General features: G+C 45.1%; 19 protein-coding genes. 4 read left to right on the plus strand and 15 right to left on the minus strand.

Annotated features, from left to right (window positions below):
• Positions 1-33: 33 nt before the first annotated feature.
• Together FLK61_RS18020 and FLK61_RS18025 are read left to right on the plus strand one after the other, a co-directional pair.
• The gene (locus FLK61_RS18020; protein WP_176010734.1) at positions 34-711 is read left to right on the plus strand and encodes a VOC family protein; all 678 of its coding nucleotides are present in this window, start codon (positions 34-36) and stop codon (positions 709-711) included.
• Between the two features lie 48 nt (positions 712-759).
• Positions 760-1323: a group-specific protein gene (locus FLK61_RS18025; RefSeq protein WP_176011299.1), complete on the plus strand. Its 564-nt coding sequence runs from the start codon at positions 760-762 to the stop codon at positions 1321-1323.
• Positions 1324-1510: 187 nt separating this feature from the next.
• Here the strand turns inward: FLK61_RS18025 and FLK61_RS18030 are convergent, their stop codons facing one another.
• The 5 genes from FLK61_RS18030 to prfA all read right to left on the minus strand — a co-directional run bounded on the left by FLK61_RS18030 (position 1511) and on the right by prfA (position 5842).
• The gene (locus tag FLK61_RS18030; RefSeq protein ID WP_176010735.1) at positions 1511-2554 is read right to left on the minus strand and encodes an L-threonylcarbamoyladenylate synthase; all 1044 of its coding nucleotides are present in this window, start codon (positions 2552-2554) and stop codon (positions 1511-1513) included.
• Between the two features lie 177 nt (positions 2555-2731).
• Entirely contained in the window at positions 2732-3133 is a 402-nt protein-coding gene (locus tag FLK61_RS18035) for a hypothetical protein (protein WP_176010736.1), read from the minus strand.
• A gap of 46 nt (positions 3134-3179) precedes the next feature.
• Positions 3180-3767, minus strand: coding sequence for a stage II sporulation protein R (gene spoIIR, locus FLK61_RS18040; protein WP_176010737.1), 588 nt, complete (start codon positions 3765-3767; stop codon positions 3180-3182).
• A gap of 146 nt (positions 3768-3913) precedes the next feature.
• Positions 3914-4762, minus strand: coding sequence for a peptide chain release factor N(5)-glutamine methyltransferase (gene prmC, locus FLK61_RS18045; RefSeq protein ID WP_176010738.1), 849 nt, complete (start codon positions 4760-4762; stop codon positions 3914-3916).
• Between the two features lie 12 nt (positions 4763-4774).
• Positions 4775-5842 carry a peptide chain release factor 1 gene (prfA, locus tag FLK61_RS18050; RefSeq protein WP_176010739.1) on the minus strand — a complete coding sequence of 356 codons (1068 nt, stop codon included), beginning with the start codon at positions 5840-5842 and terminating at the stop codon, positions 4775-4777.
• A 131-nt stretch (positions 5843-5973) separates the two neighbouring features.
• Here prfA and FLK61_RS18055 point away from each other — a divergent pair, with 131 nt between their 5' ends.
• Positions 5974-7308, plus strand: coding sequence for a CoA-disulfide reductase (locus FLK61_RS18055; protein WP_176010740.1), 1335 nt, complete (start codon positions 5974-5976; stop codon positions 7306-7308).
• Positions 7309-7960: 652 nt separating this feature from the next.
• On the opposite strand, the gene FLK61_RS18060 is transcribed toward FLK61_RS18055, so the two are convergent.
• The 4 genes from FLK61_RS18060 to FLK61_RS18075 all read right to left on the minus strand — a co-directional run bounded on the left by FLK61_RS18060 (position 7961) and on the right by FLK61_RS18075 (position 11473).
• On the minus strand, positions 7961-8827 hold the full coding sequence (locus FLK61_RS18060) for an IS3 family transposase (protein WP_176008054.1): 867 nt from the start codon (positions 8825-8827) through the stop codon (positions 7961-7963).
• On the minus strand, positions 8791-9354 hold the full coding sequence (locus FLK61_RS18065; protein WP_176007880.1) for a helix-turn-helix domain-containing protein: 564 nt from the start codon (positions 9352-9354) through the stop codon (positions 8791-8793). Before FLK61_RS18065 ends, FLK61_RS18060 begins: the two co-directional genes overlap by 37 nt.
• Positions 9355-10165: 811 nt before the next feature.
• Entirely contained in the window at positions 10166-10381 is a 216-nt protein-coding gene (locus tag FLK61_RS18070) for a DUF3953 domain-containing protein (protein ID WP_176010741.1), read from the minus strand.
• A 153-nt stretch (positions 10382-10534) separates the two neighbouring features.
• A complete protein-coding gene (locus FLK61_RS18075) occupies positions 10535-11473 on the minus strand; it encodes a cell wall hydrolase (protein WP_176010742.1) in 939 nt (312 codons plus the stop codon).
• 233 nt (positions 11474-11706) lie between these two features.
• On the opposite strand from FLK61_RS18075, the gene FLK61_RS18080 reads away from it, so the two are divergent.
• On the plus strand, positions 11707-12162 hold the full coding sequence (locus FLK61_RS18080; RefSeq protein ID WP_176010743.1) for a DinB family protein: 456 nt from the start codon (positions 11707-11709) through the stop codon (positions 12160-12162).
• Between the two features lie 39 nt (positions 12163-12201).
• On the opposite strand, the gene FLK61_RS18085 is transcribed toward FLK61_RS18080, so the two are convergent.
• From FLK61_RS18085 to fsa, 6 genes are all read right to left on the minus strand, one after another.
• Positions 12202-12819: a thymidine kinase gene (locus tag FLK61_RS18085; protein WP_176010744.1), complete on the minus strand. Its 618-nt coding sequence runs from the start codon at positions 12817-12819 to the stop codon at positions 12202-12204.
• Positions 12820-13954: 1135 nt separating this feature from the next.
• Positions 13955-14197: a type B 50S ribosomal protein L31 gene (locus tag FLK61_RS18090; RefSeq protein WP_176010745.1), complete on the minus strand. Its 243-nt coding sequence runs from the start codon at positions 14195-14197 to the stop codon at positions 13955-13957.
• A 114-nt stretch (positions 14198-14311) separates the two neighbouring features.
• Positions 14312-15619, minus strand: coding sequence for a transcription termination factor Rho (gene rho, locus FLK61_RS18095; protein ID WP_176010746.1), 1308 nt, complete (start codon positions 15617-15619; stop codon positions 14312-14314).
• Positions 15620-15987: 368 nt separating this feature from the next.
• The gene (gene glpX, locus FLK61_RS18100) at positions 15988-16956 is read right to left on the minus strand and encodes a class II fructose-bisphosphatase (protein ID WP_176010747.1); all 969 of its coding nucleotides are present in this window, start codon (positions 16954-16956) and stop codon (positions 15988-15990) included.
• A 63-nt stretch (positions 16957-17019) separates the two neighbouring features.
• Positions 17020-18306 (minus strand): UDP-N-acetylglucosamine 1-carboxyvinyltransferase, encoded by a 1287-nt coding sequence (gene murA / locus FLK61_RS18105; protein WP_176010748.1) that lies wholly within the window; start codon positions 18304-18306, stop codon positions 17020-17022.
• 79 nt (positions 18307-18385) lie between these two features.
• A complete protein-coding gene (gene fsa, locus FLK61_RS18110; protein WP_176010749.1) occupies positions 18386-19036 on the minus strand; it encodes a fructose-6-phosphate aldolase in 651 nt (216 codons plus the stop codon).
• Positions 19037-19045 lie beyond the last annotated feature (9 nt).

The following is a 19045-nucleotide window of genomic DNA, read 5'->3' on the forward strand; positions in this document are numbered from 1 at the left end:
GTAAAAGAGAACTTTTGAGAGGAAATAACGACCATGCATATTAACAGATTGATGTTATGTACAGATAAGTTAACTGAGATGAAGGACTTCTATGTAAAGAAATTAGGCTTTGCTTTGATAGATGAGAGTATGAATGGCTTTAAAATCGCTGTTGGTAGTAGCGAATTAGAATTTGCTTTCGATGATGCAGTCTCACATCCTCATTACCACGTCGCCTTTAATATCCCGTCAAATAAGTTCAACGAAGCAAAAGAATGGGCAAAAGCGAGAGTTAGCCTAAACGTTGAAAACGGTCAGGATGAGGCTTATTTTGATTTTTTCTCTGCTCATGCTCTTTATTTTAGCGATCCCTCTGGTAATGTGATTGAGTTGATTTCTAGGCATGAGATAAACGCGGTTCAAGAAGAGCCATTTTCCATGCAAAGCTTTCTTAATATAAGTGAAATAGGTGTGACTGTGCACGATGTAGCGCGCGCAGCTGACGAACTAAATAGTATTGGAATATCAAAAATGAACAACGGCTTGATAGATCGTACTAGCATCAATTTTATGGGAGAAAAGAATGAGGGAGTTTTCATTATTTTGAATCAACCCGGAAGACGCTGGATTTTTTCAGATAAGATTTCTAACGCCTTCCCTCTCTCGATGACCTTATCTACTAAAGATGTGATTGAGGTTGATACAGGCGGAGTATTACGTACAATTCGATGAAAAAGGGATTTTAGAATAACAGTTTCTATCACAGGGAGGAGATTTATTATTCCATACGTCTATCATATGGTTCCTAAAAACATGTTAGGTGAACAGCTTATTCCGTTAAATGAGTTAAAGACAATTGATGAATCTCTTTATCACCAGTACACGAAGAAGTACTTGAATCATCAGGAAAGAAAAAAGCTACTAACTCGGCAAATACCGAAAATGAATTGCTTGTGGAACGATGTTATTCATTTCTTGCCCCTGCATCCATCTCATGTTTATGCTGCTATAAAAGATGTAGGTATTCCTACAAAAAACGATGTTATTTTTTATAAGATTCCTATTTCAAATTTAAAGTTGAATAAAAACGCTATTTTCCATTACAGCAAAGAGACCTATAGAGGTCCTGCTGCAGAAATGAGTATGGACGAGATAGAGCTACTTGATTTAATGCGATATGAGGAATTATCAGCTATCCCCAATGACACCGTGGATTATTACATAGAAGAATTTAAGAAAGGAACTCAGTTTGGATTGTTCCCCTTTATCCCCCACATCCTTAGCTTAGGAAGAGTCAATGTTTCCAATGTAGAAACAATTAATTGGAGTGACGGTATTAAATAGAGGAATACATAAAAACAGAACTCTTTTGGAGTTCTGTTTTTATGTTTCGAAGCTATAATTTCTACACAGCTCGTTTTTTAAAAAGAAGAACATCTGGATATAGCACTTCTGGTTTATTGAAGCTCATTTATGGTTAATCGAGACGCTTTTCCGGTTAATTGCATCATATTATATAATCTTCAGTTAATTAGCGCCTTACCACTACTCCACCAGCCGCTTTCTCCAGCCGATTCATCACCGCTTCTCCAATTCCATCGCGCTCGTACACCGTCGCAAAGATGATATCCACATCCTCTGTGGAAAAACTGCGTAAGCCATCATACAGTTGTGCTGCTATCGCAGCTACATCCGAAATGGAGCCAAGTGTTACTACTTTTTCCACAGTCACATTCGGCACATATTCGTCAGGTACGAGGACACCAACGCGATTACCCTCTGCTTGTGCGTCTCCAACTACTTTTTCTAAAAAGGCTTGGTCGCCGTCGACTAACACAAGCGGCGCGTCTGGCGCATAGTGCGTGTACTTCATGCCCGGGGAGCGCGGGGCGTCGTCGGATTTTGTGAGTGCCGGATCAATCGCGACTTCGCCGATGACGGACTCAATGTCCGCTTTCGATAGACCGCCAGGACGGAGAATCATTGGAGGCGTGACCGTGCAATCGATGACCGTCGACTCGACGCCAACTCCGGTAGCACCGCCATCGACGATCCCTGCGATGCGTCCGTTGAGATCGTCATATACGTGCTGAGCCGTCGTCGGACTCGGGCGACCAGAACGATTCGCGCTTGGTGCTGCGACGGGTACGCCACTTGCTTTGATCACCTCACGCGCGACTTCATGATCTGGTAGGCGCACAGCCACCGTATCAAGACCCGCTGTGACAATTGTGGATAAGCTGTGATTATGTTTGACGATAATCGCGAGCGGCCCTGGCCAGAAGGCATCCATCAGCTGTTCCGCGACTTTGGGAAGCTCGTTTGTAAGCTTTGCCATGTCCTCGGTCTCCGCGATGTGGACAATCAGTGGGTTATCCGATGGGCGACCCTTCGCCTCAAAAATACGAGCCACCGCAGTGTCTGACGTGGCATCTCCACCTAATCCATATACCGTTTCCGTTGGGAATGCCACGACTTCTCCAGATTGGATCGCCCGACCAGCTTCCTGAACACCCTCTCCAGCTGACTTATCCACATTTTTATCCACATTCCACACAGTTGTCTGTTGATACATGTGTACATCCTCCCTATTACTGTTCATTCAAACTCATTCTCTTATAGAAACAACGAAACGCACGCTCCCATATAGGAACGTACGATCGTTAATTATCCTCAAATTGTTGTGTTTATCCACAAATACGGTGGATAACTTCTGTGAATCTGTGTATAAACATGTGGATGACTGTTTTTACTATCCACAGTGTTGATAAATGACTTTAGCAGACAACCCTTGATCTGTAAACCTTTTTGCCTGTTGATAACTAGGTATAATTCGTTTAAAGCCTAGCTGTGGAAAAAGCGATTCTTCTTTTTTCATACAAACAAATAGATTTTCTCGCGCCTCAACGACCGCATGAACGAGTGCTAGGAGCAAGACATGACTCTTCTCCTTGTGCGCTGCATCGATTATGAGCCCACGCACACACGCGTCGCCCTCAATCATTTGCACCGCGATTGTGCCAACGATCTCATGGGCAAGGGTATTCGCCGCAAAGATTTGCCAGTCAGGTGTTGCTGTAAAGCCGATTTTTGCCCAAAACCTGTCCAATTCCGCCTGCCTTGCTGTACTCATCTCTTCTATATAAAATGCCATCAAGCTCGCCCCTTTCTACGAAAATAGTATGCGAAAGTAGGGGAATCTATGACTCTGACAAAAGAGAGTTCCATACATTTTTTGCGACATCGACAACAAAGAAGCGATTTTCTACTGGTTCCTCTTCTTCTTCCGATATTTCAGTAAAGCATAGCGGCGGGAACAAGACGCACCACCAGTTATCACCTGAAGCTTCGCCTAGTTCAATGTAGACTGCTTCGTATGCTCCAGCTGGATAAAGTCTGTAGCCATACTGCTTCGTCGGGAAGTCGACTTCCTGAAGGGATACACGAAAGGGCTGATGGACACCTTGCTCATACAGCTCGTGTGCAATGATCGCTTCAAGCATTGGTAATCGATCCGTGATTAGAGCGCGCGCCTCGTCCTTCGTGCTCATCTCCATCGTCCAAGCGGATATCGCTCCGTGCACACGATCTCGGATGGCAAGCTTCGCCTGCTGATCCTCGGCCGAGTTACTATTTGATTTAATACGCAGGCGGATTGCCTCTTCAGGAATTGCCTCTTCTACCTGCTCTTCTGTTGAAAAGTAAGTGGAATCGTACGCGTACATTTGACCTTGCCATGATATACATAAAATAAGCATAATGAGTGCAATTTTAATCGTTTGATTCATCTGTAACGCCCCCTTGTAGTAACAGCTTTGTCACGAATACGAGGGGGCAAACATGAAACCGTTCGACAGTTTTTTTGTCTGGTAGCTTTTAATGATGAGTGCTTCGTTGATAAGTGCCGTGCTGCTTAGTTCTCGTTGCTTTCCCGTCACTTCCCAAGTCTCGCCATCACGATGCGTTCGCGACCATTTATATCGTTATGCAGAGATACTGTTGCCGTATCGCCAAATGCCTCTTGCATTAACGCTGTAACAGCCCCACCTTGTCCGTGACCGATCTCCACGGCAACGATGCCACCTGCGCGAATACGCGTCGAAAGACCTTGTACGAAGCGGCGGTAAATATCCAGACCATCTACACCTGCAAACAGTGCGTTCGCGGGCTCGTGGTCTTTTACGTGGACATCCATGTCTGCGCGGTCTCCCTCTGGAATGTAAGGGGGATTACTCACGATAATGTCGTACGTTTTTTCCTCAACTGGCGCAAATAAATCTCCTTCAAAAAACGTTACATCAGCCTGAAGCTTCGCTGCATTTTCACGAGCAACATGCAGGGCATTAGTGGAAATATCGACTGCGTCGACCTCTGCACCAAGCTCTAGCGCGAGGGTGATGGCGATGCAGCCGGTGCCAGTGCCGATATCTACGATGCGAAGCGGTCGTGATAACGACTTGGCCTCGGTCACGATTAGCTCAATGAGCTCCTCGGTCTCTGGGCGCGGGATAAGCGTATGGCGGTTGACGAAGAAGTCTCGACCGTAAAACGATTCGTGACCAATCACGTGCTGGACAGGAATGCCACCTGCCACAGTCTGAATATCTTCGTTAAATGCATCTAACGTTTCACTAGAGAGCTCGGTTCGCATTTCTGCAAACAGGCGTGAGCGACTCCAGCCGGTGTGATGCATGAGTAAAAGCTTGGCGATCTCTTCTCTATCCGGATACTTTTCCAAAAAAGAAGAAGCCCATGCGAGGGCTTCATATACGTGCTGTGTCATAGGCGTTCGTCCTTACTCTGCGTCTTTCATCATTTGCGACTGCTCTTCCATAATAAGCGCGTCGATGATGTCGTCTAAATTACCTTGCAGGATTTGGTCGAGCTTTTGAATTGTCAGACCGATACGGTGATCGGTAACACGGCTTTGTGGGAAATTGTACGTGCGGATACGCTCCGAACGGTCTCCAGTTCCTACCGCTGACTTACGGTGCTGATCGTATTCAGCCTGTGCTTCTTTTTGGAACTTGTCGTACACACGGGCGCGAAGTACTTTCATAGCCTTTTCTTTGTTTTTGATCTGCGATTTTTCGTCCTGGCACGAAACAACAACGCCTGTCGGTAAGTGAGTTAAACGTACAGCCGACATCGTCGTGTTTACACTCTGTCCACCAGGTCCGCTTGACGTGAACGTGTCAACGCGAATATCTTTATCGTGAATGTCCACTTCCACTTCTTCCGCTTCTGGAAGTACCGCAACGGTCGCAGTCGAAGTATGGATACGTCCACCTGACTCTGTTGTTGGGACACGTTGCACACGGTGCGCACCGTTCTCATACTTCATCTTCGAGAACGCGCCCTTCCCGTTAATCATAAAGATAATCTCTTTATAGCCACCGATTCCAGTTTCGCTGTATTCAATGACTTCACTCTTCCAGCCTTGCGCTTCCGCAAAACGAGAGTACATGCGGTATAGATCACCAGCGAACAATGCCGCCTCGTCTCCACCCGCTGCGCCACGAACCTCGACGATAACGTTTTTATCATCGTTCGGGTCTTTTGGTAAAAGAAGAATGCGAAGCTTTTCTTCTAATGGTGGAAGCTGATCCTCAAGCTCTGAGACCTCCATTTTTACCATGTCACGCATTTCTTTATCCAGACTTTCATGAAGCATTTCCTTTGCTTCATCATAGCCCTGCTTTACTTCTTTATACTGGCGGTATGTCTCCACCGTCTCCTGAATGTCGGATTGCTCCTTTGAATACTCGCGAAGCTTATTCGTATCGCTAATGACATCCGGATCCATTAATAGCTCCGTTAATTGATCATAGCGATCTTCTACTGATTGCAGGCGATCAAACATGTATCTTCACCTCTCCTAGGACTCTTTTACAGTCTTTCTCTAGTATATGTGCAACGACGCGTAAAATCAATGCTGTATATACGTCCAAATTGGGTATAGTAGTAGGAGAATCATACTGAAGGGGGTACATTATGAAGGTCATTATTATCGGTGGTGACGCAGCTGGGATGAGCGCAGCCATGCAGCTCATTCGAAGCGAGCAGGACGTATCAATCACCGTTTTAGAAAAAGGAGAAATATACTCCTATGCCCAATGCGGGCTTCCATATTACGTAGGAGATGTTGTGGAAAGTCGCAAGCATCTTATTGCACGTACACGTGAAAAATTTCAGGAAGACGGCATAGACGCTCGCATCTTTCATGAGGTAACACGCGTGGATGAAAACGAAAAGCGCGTCTACGGTACCGTCCACGAAGCAGATGGATCTAAAACTGACTTCGAGGAAGCTTACGATAAGCTACTCGTTGCTTCAGGAGGATCTCCTGTCATGCCAGACTGGAAGGGAAACGACCTCGAGGGCATCCACGTCCTCAAAACGATCCCAGACGCAGATGAATTAAAAGAGGCGCTCGACGGCGTGCTCACCGTAACGATTATTGGCGGAGGCTATATCGGCCTTGAAGTCGCCGAAAACTTAGTCGAGCTCGGCAAAAACGTGCGCATCATTAACCGCGCAGAGAGACTCGGCGTAGGCTTCGATAAAAAAATTAGCGATAAACTGATTGAGGAAGCCGAGCGTCAGAACATTCACCTCTCGCTTGGCGAGGAGGTTTCTTACTTCTCTGGGGAAACTCGCGTAAACACTGTGACAACAAATAAAGGTACGTATGAGACCGATTTAGTCATCGTTGCCGTCGGCATTGAGCCCAATACGCGTTTTTTGAACGACACATCTATTCACCTCCATGCAAACGGCGCTGTCGTTGTTAACCCATACATGGAATCGAATGTTGCTGATATCTACGCAGCTGGTGACTGCGCGACGCAATACCACCGCATCAAGCGTTTGAACGACTACATTCCGCTTGGCACGACGGCCAATAAGCAGGGGCGGATCGCTGGTCTGCGCATGGCTGGTTCATCACGTACGTTTAACGGGATTGTCGGCACGGCGATCATGAAGTTTTTTGATGTGGACGCTGGTCGTACGGGTTTGAGTACTGCGGAGGCGGAGTCTCTTGGCATTCCGTATGATGTGAATGTGTTTGAGCACTCTCCTCACGCTGGCTACTATCCTGGTGGGGAAAAGCTGTGGTTGCAACTTGTTCGCCATAAGGTGTCGCATCAGCTTTTAGGTGTGCAGGCTGTTGGTACGCAAGGGATTGCGAAGCGGATTGATGTGGCGGCGGTGGCGTTATTTAATGAGATGACGACGGAGGAGTTGCAGGATCTTGATTTGAGCTATGCGCCGCCGTTTAATACGACGTGGGATCCTATCCAAAAGAGTGCGCGGCGGTTTAAGTGAGCTAAGAGCAGCCCTTCGGGCTAATTGCTTAAGTGCTAACTAGTTTAAGAGCAAGCCCTTCGGGCTAGAATGACTAAGCCCTAACTAGTTTAAATCTGCTCTTCGAGCTGTCAGCCCTCCGGACACTCTACGACATCCATTGACCGTGTGATCTTCGCGGTCTGAAAAGCATCACAAAAAGCTTGCGGTTTTTGCGAGCTTTTTGAACTAGCCTTGCTCTTAGAAAGCAGTGGGGGCTTTTGCCGCTGATTTCAGGCTAGTGGTTGATGCTTAGCTTTAAAGGAAAGTGATAACACTCCGATCTGTCAGCCCTCCAGACACTCTACGACATCCATAGGGCCGGTCTTTGAGCTTCCTCGTCGGCAAGGACCGCGTACTTTGCGGTCTGAACTAGCATCGCAGAATGCGCTCTTTGCAGTCTGAGCTAGCCTTGCACTTAGAGAACAGAGGGTGATGTTGCCGCTGTTCTCAGGCTAGCGGTCGATGCTCTATTAATTTGCGCCTTCCTGTGGGATCTCAAAGACCTCTTCTCCCTATGGATTGTCTCCGAATGTCCTCCGGGTCTGCCAGCTCTGCGTTTGATTTAAAAAATGCTTAAAAAAGAGCTTTCCTTTTTATTGGAGGTGGCTACCCCTAAAAGTTAGAGTTTTTATTATGCAGCTAATTGGCTGGTTTGTGTTCGGTATTCGACTGGACTAAAACCAGCCAATTTTTCTTTTGATCGTATATGGTTGTACCAGTAAATATATTCTTCAATCTGCCTTTTTAATTCTTCGTAGCTCACTAATTTTTCTCCATAATACATTTCTTGTTTTAATATACCAAAGAAATTCTCTATTGAAGCATTGTCTGCGCAGGTTGCTTTACGTGACATGCTTTGAAATACTTTATTTTCTTTTAATGTCCTCACCCATTGGTTGTGCTGATAATGCCAGCCTTGATCGGAGTGGATAGTCGTACGATAGGTTGCCTGAGCTCCTAGTACTTCTATTGTTTCTTTTAAAGGTTCCATGACAAGATCTAATGTTGGACGTTTCTTGATACCAAACGCGATAATTTCCCCATTGTAAAGATCAAGGAGTGGATTTAAGTACAATTTCTCTTCTCCTAGACATTTGAATTCTGTAATGTCGGTTACTAATTTCTGAAAAGGAATAGGCGTGCTAAATCGGCGGGACAGTCGATTCTTCGCTACCTTTCCAACCTTACCCTTATAAGAATTGTATCTACGAGACTTCCTCATAAACTTTACGCATTTTAACCCTAATTCCCTCATAAGTCGATACACTTTTTTGTGATTAATACACCAGGCTGATTTCTTTAATTCCTTGGTAATGCGTTTATAACCATAACGTTCATGAAACGCCTTAAACAGCTCAGTAATGACTTCTTTTAGTTCTCTATCCGGATCTTCTTTCCCAAAGTTTTTCACATGATAGTGGTAGGTTGATTCTGGAATACCTACAATAACTAGAATATCTTTTAATCGGTATCCTTCTTCTTTGAGTTCGAACGCCACTGTTGCTTGTGCTTTTCGTGGAAGGCATTCGGATTCTCTCGAAAAGCTCTCAACTTTTTTAGGTAGGCATTTTCTAGCCGCAACAGTTCATTCTCGCGTTCTAGTTCGTCTTCACGTGTTAACTTCTTCTCTTCTTTTCCCTTTGATTTATTACTGTTTTTAGACATAGAAGGTCGCTCCTTTGATCTTGGTTTCAGGCCTCCTAATCCTTGTTCATTAAATGTTTTCATCCAACTGTAAATTAAAGCAGGATTATTTAATCTAAATTGTTCAGCAGTTTCCTGAAAAGAAGCACCTGTCTCAAGCATAAATTGTATCGTATCCACTTTAAATTGAACAGAGTACGCCTCATTCGTTCTTCTTCGTTTTAATCCTTCAACCCCTTGCGTTTTATAGGATCTTACCCAATTTTGTAGTGGAGTTCGAGAGGGCATATTATACTTTTTAGCTAATAATTTATACCCGAGATTTCCATTCAAATATTCGCTAACAAGTTTCATTTTAAATTCTTCACTATATTTGGCCATAAAAACACCCCCGAAAGTTAGATTATCTACTCTAACTTTCGGGGGTCGGTACCGGAGTGCTCTTTTTTTATGTTGACTTGAGGTTTTAGAGAAGTGGTTCTTTAGCAGATAGGATTTTTATGTACCGTATTTGAGAGTTATGTACCGCAATTAAGCTTTATGTACCGTGTACGAAATAAATGTACTGTATTTAGAATGAATGTACGTTGAGGGCTACTTCCTTTACTAAATGTACGCTGTGCGAGATTTATGTACCTTATAGAAAATTTATGTACCATAAACGAAATAAATGTACCGCATGCAAGACTTGCTCTTAAAGCTAGGGAATAAACTTTCGCCTAAAATAGTTATCAAAAAAGAAGCGTTCGCGCTATTAAAGTACTGTTTCTTTTGATGCTCTGAAGCGTAACGTCTCCTTGAGGAGGCAGACTCGGAGAATGTCCGGAGACAATTAGCAGGATAAGGATGGAGCTAAGACCACGCAGAAGGCGCTTAGAGGAAGACGTTAGTCGACCTCTGCCGACGAGTAGGCTTAGATTCAGACCCTGCTAATGTCGTAGGGCATTCATAGAGCTGACTCCTGTTTCATCATTATTGTACATGCGTATAAGAAAAGGAAAAAGGCTTACCCCTAGCGTTCTAATAGACCCTTCTTTTTTGACTGTAGGTATTACCGTTGCATTGGTTTCGTTACTTTTGAGTTACTTTTGAGTTATGCAGCCCCCGATCTATCAGGCCTTATTAGAGTAGTGATAATAGCAGCAACAGCTGCAGTAGCCAGTGGCATAAGCTATGCGCTGTTTATGAATGATTAGCGAAAAGTGATTATGATCACACCGATGGATCCTAGAATCATCATGATACCAATTACCTTATCTTGTTTATAGTCTCTTAGCCCTACTGCGCCAAACATCAAAGCCATGAAGACTCCAAATAACACACTATATATACGCTCCGGGCTGTTAATAGCAGCTAGTCCGAATATTAATGTGCCAACTCCAAAGACTGGTAAAAGCTTTTGAATCATCTTATATAGATCCTCCTTCTTCTTACGTTTCTGCCTATTTTAACATGGAAAAGAATAGCCATCTAATGAGTTGCTTCACAGCAAAAGACCTCTCCGAGTGTTCGGAGAGGTCTTTCTTATAAATTTCTTATGTTTTCTGCTCTTGCTTCAAACCTATCTTGAGAAGCGATGGTCGCCGATTGTTGTTACTGGTGTTAGGCCGTGCAGGTAAGAGCTACTTGAGATTCTTGGGTTGAAGAAGAATAGTGCGTTGGCTACTTGGTTTTCGCCAGCTATGGCTCTTCTTGCAGCTTCTATAGATCGTTCACTCGCTGTTACACTATTTATTCTTCCGTTTCCGACAGGAGTGAATTGTCGTGGCTGATAGATGACCTCACGAATGCTGTTTGGAAAGCTACTGCTTGCTACGCGATTCATGACGACACTTCCAACAGCAACTTTACCAGACATCGGTTGCCCATTTGCTTCTAAATGAATTAATCTTGCGAGCAGGTCTACATCTTCATCTACGAAATTTTCGTTCATAAGTGATGGAATGACGATTTTTAACGCTTCGCCAGCAAATAGTGACCAGCCGCTTAATCCGTTTCTCTCACGTAACTGTTCGACTGTTACGCCTGTATTCTGAGCAATCGATGTTAATGTTTCTCCACTTTTAATGACGTGAAGAGGGACTCGATTGATATGAACATTTCCATCGCGCCATGCTACTTCACTATGCAAAATTTCTGATATGTGGCGAATTGGTAAGTATGTTCGGTTATGCCTTACGATCGGTGATACATCCATTGCATGCACAGCATCATTAAGCGTGACTTCGCTTCTGCCAATATACAAGATGATTGTGTCGCCAATAGTCGTTTCAATTGTTACCTTTTGATTTAATTGGTCCCACTTAACATCCGCATTCATATTTTCTGAAATGAAACGCACAGGTACGTATGTACGATTATTCTCTACAAAAATTGATTCTTGGAAAGACAGTCTGTCCCCATCAACAATGATATTCGGTTCACTTGCACTTGCTGTAGTTCCGAAAAATAAAAGCGCAAAGGCTAGTAGACTAAACTGCAAAAATGTTTTTACTATCATATACCAGGCAATCTGAGGTACATTGCCTGATTCACCCCCCTATTACTTCTTTTAGCTTTTACCATCTTAGTCGGTAATCTTATAGGAAGCAACGGATGTTACTAAAACGTAATACACTGTAACAAACTATAATATTACTAGGAGTTATTGTCATATTAAGTAAGGCTTATGACCTTTAATTCCCTCCCGACTATGGGCATTGTATGGTAAAATTTTCTTTGGAGGTGTTTGACATGAAAAAGTCTTATGAATCATTGCTTCAGACTGCGGAGACGGTGGATGGTGTCCTGCAGGAGTCTAACGAGATGGTGCTGACAAAGCCGTATCAGCCTGGTAAGTGGTCGACTCGCGAGATCGTGGGTCACATGCTCTACTGGGATAAATACATATTAGAGGAGCTTGTGCCTCAGATGACCGAAGGCGCGCAAATGCGTGATTTCCCTAACCATGACACGTTTAACGCTGCGGCGATTGGCGCTTTATCTGGCCGAAGCGCGGCGTACATTTTGCGTACGTTTGTTGGGACGCGGAGAGAGCTTGCCTCGGCGCTTGCGGCTGTCGATCAGGATGCAACGTTTAAAATTGGCAAGAGCACACGTGCTTTTACTGCAGAAAAAATTGCGAGAATCTTCGTCAAACATGACGAGCATCACCTGAAACAAATCCACGCAGCTATAGAACGAGGATAAGCAAAAGGCCTCTCCGAGCGTTCGGAGAGGCCTTTCTTATTAGCTACCTTCTATCACTTGCATCTTTGCAATACGCTCTGGTTTACCAGGGACCTCGTGGCAGTGGCGGCACCTTGGCTCGTAAGACTCCGAAGCTCCGACAAGAATAATCGGATCATCATAAGAAGCTGGTTCTCCATTAATAAGTCGTTGCGTACGACTAGCTGGTGATCCACACGATAAGCAAATAGCCTGGAGCTTTGTGACCGATTCTGCTAATGCTAATAGCTGTGGCATATGTCCGAACGGCTCGCCGCGAAAGTCTTGATCAAGACCTGCAACAATAACACGAATATTATTATCCGCAAGCTCCTGTACGACAGAAACAACAGCTTCGTCAAAGAACTGTACTTCATCAATCGCAACGACCTGCGTATCTTCCTCTAATAAATCATAAATTTCATTGGCACTTTCAAGTGGCACGGCGTAAACCTTCGAGCCATTGTGCGAGACAACCTCCTGTTGACTGTAGCGGTTATCGACCTTCGGCTTAAACACTTGTATCTTCTGTCGACCGAAGCTAGCGCGTCGTACTCGGCGAATCAGTTCCTCTGATTTCCCTGAAAACATGCTTCCACAAACAACCTCAAGCCAACCTTCTTTTCTCGTTAAATGCATACTCCGACTCTCCCGTTTTCCATAATCACGTATGTACCTACGCGGTAATTTCCTATTCCCTTATTATAGCTTTTTTCGTATTTTAAATCAGCGATTTTGGGTAATTCGCTGAGGAAAGGTCTATAGTCACACGTTAAAAACACAGACCAAATTATCCTACCACTTCTTTTGTTTGGCGGTCAAGAAGGTTTATCAGACCTCTGGTGTTATGCTTCTACACTGTAGTTCAAGTGAAGAACCTTCGGTCCCTTTTCGGTCTAGGCTGGCGGCTCCTTTATCTTACATTGGACCAGCTCTACGAGCTTTCAATTACTTAAGTGCAAACTAGTTTCGTCCAGTCTTATCTACAACACTGAGTAAGAGGAGTCAGCTCTATGAACGCCCTACGACATTAGCAGGGTCTGAAGATGAGCCTACTCGTCGGCAGAGGTCGACTATCGTCTCCCTCTAAACGCCTCCTGCGTGGTCTCATCTCCATCCTATTCCTGCTAATTGTCTTCGGGCATTCTCCGAGTCTGCCTCCTCTTGAGCTTCTTTTGGGTAAGATTAATATTGTCGAGAAGTGAAGCGAAGCACCAGCGTTTTGAAGAGAAAGTAACACGTTATGAAGAGCAAGTTGCCAGAAGTGACAAGAAAGCAAAAATACGTAGCCTCACTAACCTAGAAAGGCTCTTCTCTTATGCACTATTTAAATCAAACGCAGAGATGGCAGACCCGAAGGACATTCGGAGACAATCCATAGGGGAAAGAGGTCTCCCGGATCCCACAGGAGGCGTTAAGGGTAAGGCGGCAGCCGCACCCTGCCGACGAGGAAGCTCAAAGACCGGCCCTATGGATGTCGGAGAGTGTCCGCAGGGCTGACAGCTTGGAGTGCAGATTTAAACGAGTTAGCACTTTAGCAATTGAAGCTCGAATAGCTAAGACATTTAGCTAGTCGGCACTTGATTAACATAAAGCATCTACCGCTAGCCTGAAACCAGCGGGAAAACCGCCCACTGGTTTCTAACTGCAAGGCTAGCTCCGACTGCAAAGAGCGCAGTCTACGATGCTGTTTGTTAACGAGCTGCTTGCTCGTTAACATAAAAACAGACCTCGGAGACGAAGCTCCGAAGCCTGCTTTAATAGCACTATGTGATTACATGCCGTACTTCTTCTTGAAGCGATCAACACGTCCACCAGCATCAGCGAATTTCTGCTTACCTGTGTAGAATGGGTGTGAGTCAGAACTTACTTCCACTGTTAAAAGTGGGTAAGAGTTTCCGTCTTCCCATTCCACTGTTTCGCTTGAATACAATGTGGAACCGCTCAAGAACATGAAGCCCGTACTAGTATCCTTGAATACTACTTTACGGTAATCTGGATGAATTCCTTCTCTCATGTCTCTTCACTCCTTCCGCCCTGAATCTTTCGAAACAGAGTTCTATCTGTGCCAATCTTATTCACACATAGACGTAGTATAACAACTGAACCGGGAGAATGCAATACAATCTTTTTAGTCAGATGTTTTTTCCGATGTAGATGGTTTAGATGCCTGTTTCGCACGCGATGCGTTTTTTCCACGCTCAAATGATTTGAAAAGTTCTTCGTTTGTCTCGATCTCACGGACCTTCTTTAAGAAGCGTTCGATAAAGTCAGGCTGATCATTAATAGTACGACGGATCGCCCATAGGTTTTCGATTTCCTGCTTAGGAAGCAATAGTTCTTCGCGACGTGTGCTAGAACGACGAATATCAATTGCTGGGTAAATACGACGTTCCGCAAGCTTACGATCTAAGTGGAGCTCCATGTTACCCGTTCCTTTAAATTCCTCGTAGATAACGTCATCCATACGAGAGCCTGTCTCCGTTAGCGCAGTCGCTAAAATGGTTAGGCTGCCACCTTCCTCGATGTTTCTCGCGGCACCAAAAAAGCGCTTTGGACGGTGGAAACTGGCTGGGTCGATACCACCTGAGAGCGTGCGTCCGCTCGGCGGGATAACGAGGTTGTAGGCACGCGCTAAACGCGTGATGCTGTCCATGAGAACAACGACGTCCTTCTTTGCTTCGACTAGGCGCATCGCGCGATCTAGCACAAGCTCGGCTACCTTAATATGATTCTCTGGCACTTCGTCAAAGGTAGAGCTTACGACCTCACCCTTAACAGAACGCTCCATGTCCGTTACTTCCTCTGGACGCTCGTCAATTAGAAGCACAATTAGTTCTACGTCAGGGTGATTCGTTGCGATACTATTCGCCACTTCTTTTAATAGTAGTGTTTTACCAGCTTTAGGCGGTGCGACGACAAGTCCACGCTGTCCAAAACCAATTGGCGCGATCATATCTAGCACACGAGAAGCGACACTCTTTGGAGAGTTCTCAAGCTTCATCTTTTTGTCTGGATAAAGTGGCGTTAGCTGCGGGAAGTGAGGGCGCTCACTTGCGCGCTCTGGGTCTTCACCATTTACTGCTGCAACTTGAAGTAGTCCATAATAGCGCTCATTTTCTTTTGGCTTTCTTACTTTACCAGAGACGCGGTCGCCGTTACGTAGCTGAAAGCGGCGAATTTGAGACGCAGAAATATAAATATCCTGTGAGCTTGGTTTATACGTATTTGATCGTAAAAAGCCGAAGCCTTCAGATGGAATGATTTCTAGAATACCCTCCATAAACATCAGGTCTTCGTTCTCTGCCTGTTTTTTAAAGATGGCAAAAATAAGTTCTTTTTTGGTCAGCTGGCTGTAGTACTGGACCTTATGCTCTTTCGCAAGCTGGTACAGCTCCTTTAGCTTCATGCCTTCCATTTCTGTCAGTGTTACTCCCATTAACTAGCACCTTCTTCAATTCATTTTTATCGATCATCTATGATTTTCTGAAAATAAGAGTAGGTAGGCTCTTATCCTGTGATTCTTTTGTATATAAAGACAAAAAATAGCCGTCGTTTAGTGGATTCGTGATCACTAATGGCGGTTAAAACGTATTCTCTTCACGATTCTTTTGGGTTTTGGATAACTCTTCGGTAGGTTGTAGGTCCGCGCAAAGCGGATGAAGTCGCTAAAGAAGGATCGTGGAGTAGGTGAAAATCCTCTATTAATCTAATCATAGTCCTGTTTATCTGACAATAGTTTTTTTAAAAAGGCTACAGCGGAGCACTTCCTCTGCAGCCTAGGCTTTCTATCTATTCCCTTTTCACTTAAGTTCTAATCACTAAATCAGGCTTTTTCTCTAAGTGGTGCTTCCCATCAATGAATCGCACAGTACCAGACTTCGCGCGCATAACGAGAGATTGCGTCGTTCCAGTTTGCCCTTTGTAACGGACACCTTTTAATAGCTCTCCGTCCGTTACACCTGTTGCTGCAAAGATCGCATCGTCCCCAGATACAAGATCGTTCATATGGAGAACGCGACGAATGTCTGCTATCCCCATCTTTTTGCAACGTTCAAGCTCTTCCTCGTTTTGCGGGAGAAGCCTTCCCTGAATTTCGCCACCTAAGCACTTAAGACCAATAGCCGCTAGCACCCCTTCAGGAGCTCCGCCGGATCCAAGTAGGATATCGACACCTGTATCCTCAAAGGCAGTATTGATCGCCGCTGCCACATCTCCATCTCCTAAGAGCTTAATGCGAGCTCCGGCCGCGCGCACTTCATCAATGATTCGCTGATGGCGCTCACGACGAAGAATCGTCACGACAATATCGCCAATATCCTTCCCCTTCGCCTGTGCAACGGCGTGTAGGTTATCACGGATTGGTGCATCAATGTCAATTTTACCAACGGACTCAGGACCGACAGCAATTTTATCCATGTACATATCAGGAGCGTGCAATAGACAGCCTTTATCCGCCACTCCTAAAACTGCGAGTGCGTTCCACTCTCCAGCGGCAACAATGTTTGTCCCTTCGAGCGGATCTACTGCAACATCAACGCGTGGGCCAAAGCCGTTCCCTAGACGCTCACCAATGTACAGCATTGGCGCCTCGTCCATTTCTCCCTCGCCAATGACGACCGTGCCCTTCATTGGAATCGTATCGAATACATCGCGCATCGCCTCTGTTGCTGCGTTATCCGCTTCATCCTTCTGACCTCGTCCCATCCATCTAGCTGATGCAAGTGCCGCCGCTTCCGTGACACGCACTAATTCCATTGATAAACCTCTCTCCATCTCACTTCGCCCCCTAATGATAGTCAATCATTTGTCTGTACAGAAAAGATGGTGCACATGCGCTTACGAATTATTTACTTCTTCAAGCTCAGCTTCTGTCAATTTCTCACGCCAAATTTTGGCTCCAAGACTCGTAAGCTTCTCTACAATAGACGTATAGCCGCGGTCAATGTGATACACGTCTGTGATCTCCGTTACTCCGTCAGCCACCAGTCCCGCTGCAATTAATGCAGCACCAGCACGTAAGTCCGTTGCTCGTACTTTCGCTCCTTGAAGATTGGAGCTACCGTTAATTAAAGCGGAGCGTCCTTCTACTTTAATAGATGCTCCCATGCGACGAAGCTCGTCAATATGCTTGAATCGCGCATTGTAGATGGTATCCGTAACAATACTCGATCCCTCTGATTGCGTTAGTAACGCTGTCATTGGTTGCTGTAGGTCTGTAGCAAAACCAGGATAAACAAGTGTTTTCACATCAATCGGCTTTAACTCGCCGTTTTTAGAGATATGAATCCAGTCATCGCCTACTTCAAGCTGCACACCCATTTCACGTAGCTTCGAGCTTAGTGACTCTAAGTGAAGTGGAATGACGTTATCCACCGTAACACCCTTCCCCATCGCAGCTGCAAAAATCATGTACGTGCCTGCTTCAATCCGGTCTGGAATAATGGAGTGGCGACATCCATGGAGCGTGTCCACCCCGTCGATACGAATGACATTCGTTCCGGCTCCCTTAATGCGAGCACCCATACTAGATAGGAGGGTTGCCACATCAATGATTTCCGGCTCCTTGGCCGCGTTTTCGATAATCGTCTGGCCCTTCGCTTTAACAGCTGCGAGCATAATATTAATCGTCGCGCCAACGCTCACAACGTCCAGATAAATGCGATTCCCAATAAGCTCGTCCGCCTGTAGATAAATCGCTCCTTGCTCATTCGTTACCTTCGCACCAAGTGCTTCAAAGCCTTTAATATGCTGATCAATCGGACGAGGCCCTAGGTTACAGCCTCCAGGTAAACCAATCACGGCTTTTTTAAACTTTCCAAGCATCGCACCCATGAGATAATAAGAGGCACGTAGCTTTTTTACCTTTCCGTTTGGGAGTGGCATCGAAAACATCTTTTCGGGGTGCACGACGAGCGTATCTCCCGATAGCTCGGCCGTACCGCCAATCTCCTCCAGTAAATCCTTTAAAATTCCTACGTCTGAAATCTCCGGTAAATTATCAATCGTTACCGTTGAATCCGCCATAATTGCTGCAGGAATGAGTGCTACTGCACTGTTTTTTGCGCCGCTTATTTGAACGGTCCCTTCAAGATCGCGTCCACCATCAATCAAAATTTTATCCATACGCCGCTTCCTTTCTACACAAATGCTTGTGCCGAAAGGGAGCGACTGACACTCGCTCCCCCTAGGCATAACCATTTACTTATCCTTTTTGACTCGCTTCATAATCTTGTAAAAACCTCTCGATGCCTGCGTCTGTAAGTGGGTGTTTAACTAGCTGCTTTAATACACTAAGTGGAGCAGTTGCGATGTCTGCACCATTTAGTGCGGAGTCTGTTACGTGCTGTGGATGTCGAATCGATGCGGCAATGATCTGTGTCTCGATCATGTGGCGGTCAAATATTTCTGAAATCGTTGAAATCAATTCTACCCCATTATGCCCTATATCATCAAGTCTTCCTAAAAATGGGGAGACATATGTAGCGCCAGCTCTTGCTGCAAGCAACGCTTGATTGGCAGAAAAGATGAGGGTGACATTCGTCGTAATATTAAGCTCGCTGAACGTCCGAACAGCTTTAAGACCTTCTAATGTCATCGGGACTTTTACCGTGATGTTAGGTGCAATCTCGGCAAGCTTCTTCCCTTCCTCAATCATTCCCGGTGCATCAAGAGCGATGACCTCTGCGCTAACGGATCCATCTGTAATTACTTGTGTAATTTCTCTTAAACGATCGTGAAAATCTACGCCTTCCTTTGCTACAAGTGATGGATTTGTCGTTACGCCATCAATAATACCTAGCTCATGCGCCTCTTTAATTTCATTTACGTTCGCTGTATCTACAAAAAATTTCATAGATCATGC

Origin of the sequence: Paenalkalicoccus suaedae, from assembly GCF_006965545.2 — a bacterium.
Lineage (GTDB): Bacteria > Bacillota > Bacilli > Bacillales > Salisediminibacteriaceae > Paenalkalicoccus > Paenalkalicoccus suaedae.

Excerpts from the sequence above, each read along its gene's own strand:
- FLK61_RS18055 (WP_176010740.1), top strand. The coding sequence starts at position 5,974 with ATGAAGGTCATTATTATCGGTGGTGACGCAGCTGGGATGAGCGCAGCC.
- prfA (WP_176010739.1), bottom strand. The coding sequence starts at position 5,842 with ATGTTTGATCGCCTGCAATCAGTAGAAGATCGCTATGATCAATTAACG.
- FLK61_RS18035 (WP_176010736.1), bottom strand. The coding sequence starts at position 3,133 with ATGGCATTTTATATAGAAGAGATGAGTACAGCAAGGCAGGCGGAATTG.
- FLK61_RS18065 (WP_176007880.1), bottom strand. The coding sequence starts at position 9,354 with ATGGCCAAATATAGTGAAGAATTTAAAATGAAACTTGTTAGCGAATAT.
- FLK61_RS18080 (WP_176010743.1), top strand. The coding sequence starts at position 11,707 with ATGAAAAAGTCTTATGAATCATTGCTTCAGACTGCGGAGACGGTGGAT.
- FLK61_RS18085 (WP_176010744.1), bottom strand. The coding sequence starts at position 12,819 with ATGCATTTAACGAGAAAAGAAGGTTGGCTTGAGGTTGTTTGTGGAAGC.
- FLK61_RS18020 (WP_176010734.1), top strand. The coding sequence starts at position 34 with ATGCATATTAACAGATTGATGTTATGTACAGATAAGTTAACTGAGATG.
- FLK61_RS18030 (WP_176010735.1), bottom strand. The coding sequence starts at position 2,554 with ATGTATCAACAGACAACTGTGTGGAATGTGGATAAAAATGTGGATAAG.
- murA (WP_176010748.1), bottom strand. The coding sequence starts at position 18,306 with ATGGATAAAATTTTGATTGATGGTGGACGCGATCTTGAAGGGACCGTT.
- fsa (WP_176010749.1), bottom strand. The coding sequence starts at position 19,036 with ATGAAATTTTTTGTAGATACAGCGAACGTAAATGAAATTAAAGAGGCG.
- rho (WP_176010746.1), bottom strand. The coding sequence starts at position 15,619 with ATGGGAGTAACACTGACAGAAATGGAAGGCATGAAGCTAAAGGAGCTG.
- spoIIR (WP_176010737.1), bottom strand. The coding sequence starts at position 3,767 with ATGAATCAAACGATTAAAATTGCACTCATTATGCTTATTTTATGTATA.
- FLK61_RS18090 (WP_176010745.1), bottom strand. The coding sequence starts at position 14,197 with ATGAGAGAAGGAATTCATCCAGATTACCGTAAAGTAGTATTCAAGGAT.
- FLK61_RS18070 (WP_176010741.1), bottom strand. The coding sequence starts at position 10,381 with ATGATTCAAAAGCTTTTACCAGTCTTTGGAGTTGGCACATTAATATTC.
- prmC (WP_176010738.1), bottom strand. The coding sequence starts at position 4,762 with ATGACACAGCACGTATATGAAGCCCTCGCATGGGCTTCTTCTTTTTTG.
- FLK61_RS18075 (WP_176010742.1), bottom strand. The coding sequence starts at position 11,473 with ATGATAGTAAAAACATTTTTGCAGTTTAGTCTACTAGCCTTTGCGCTT.
- glpX (WP_176010747.1), bottom strand. The coding sequence starts at position 16,956 with ATGGAGAGAGGTTTATCAATGGAATTAGTGCGTGTCACGGAAGCGGCG.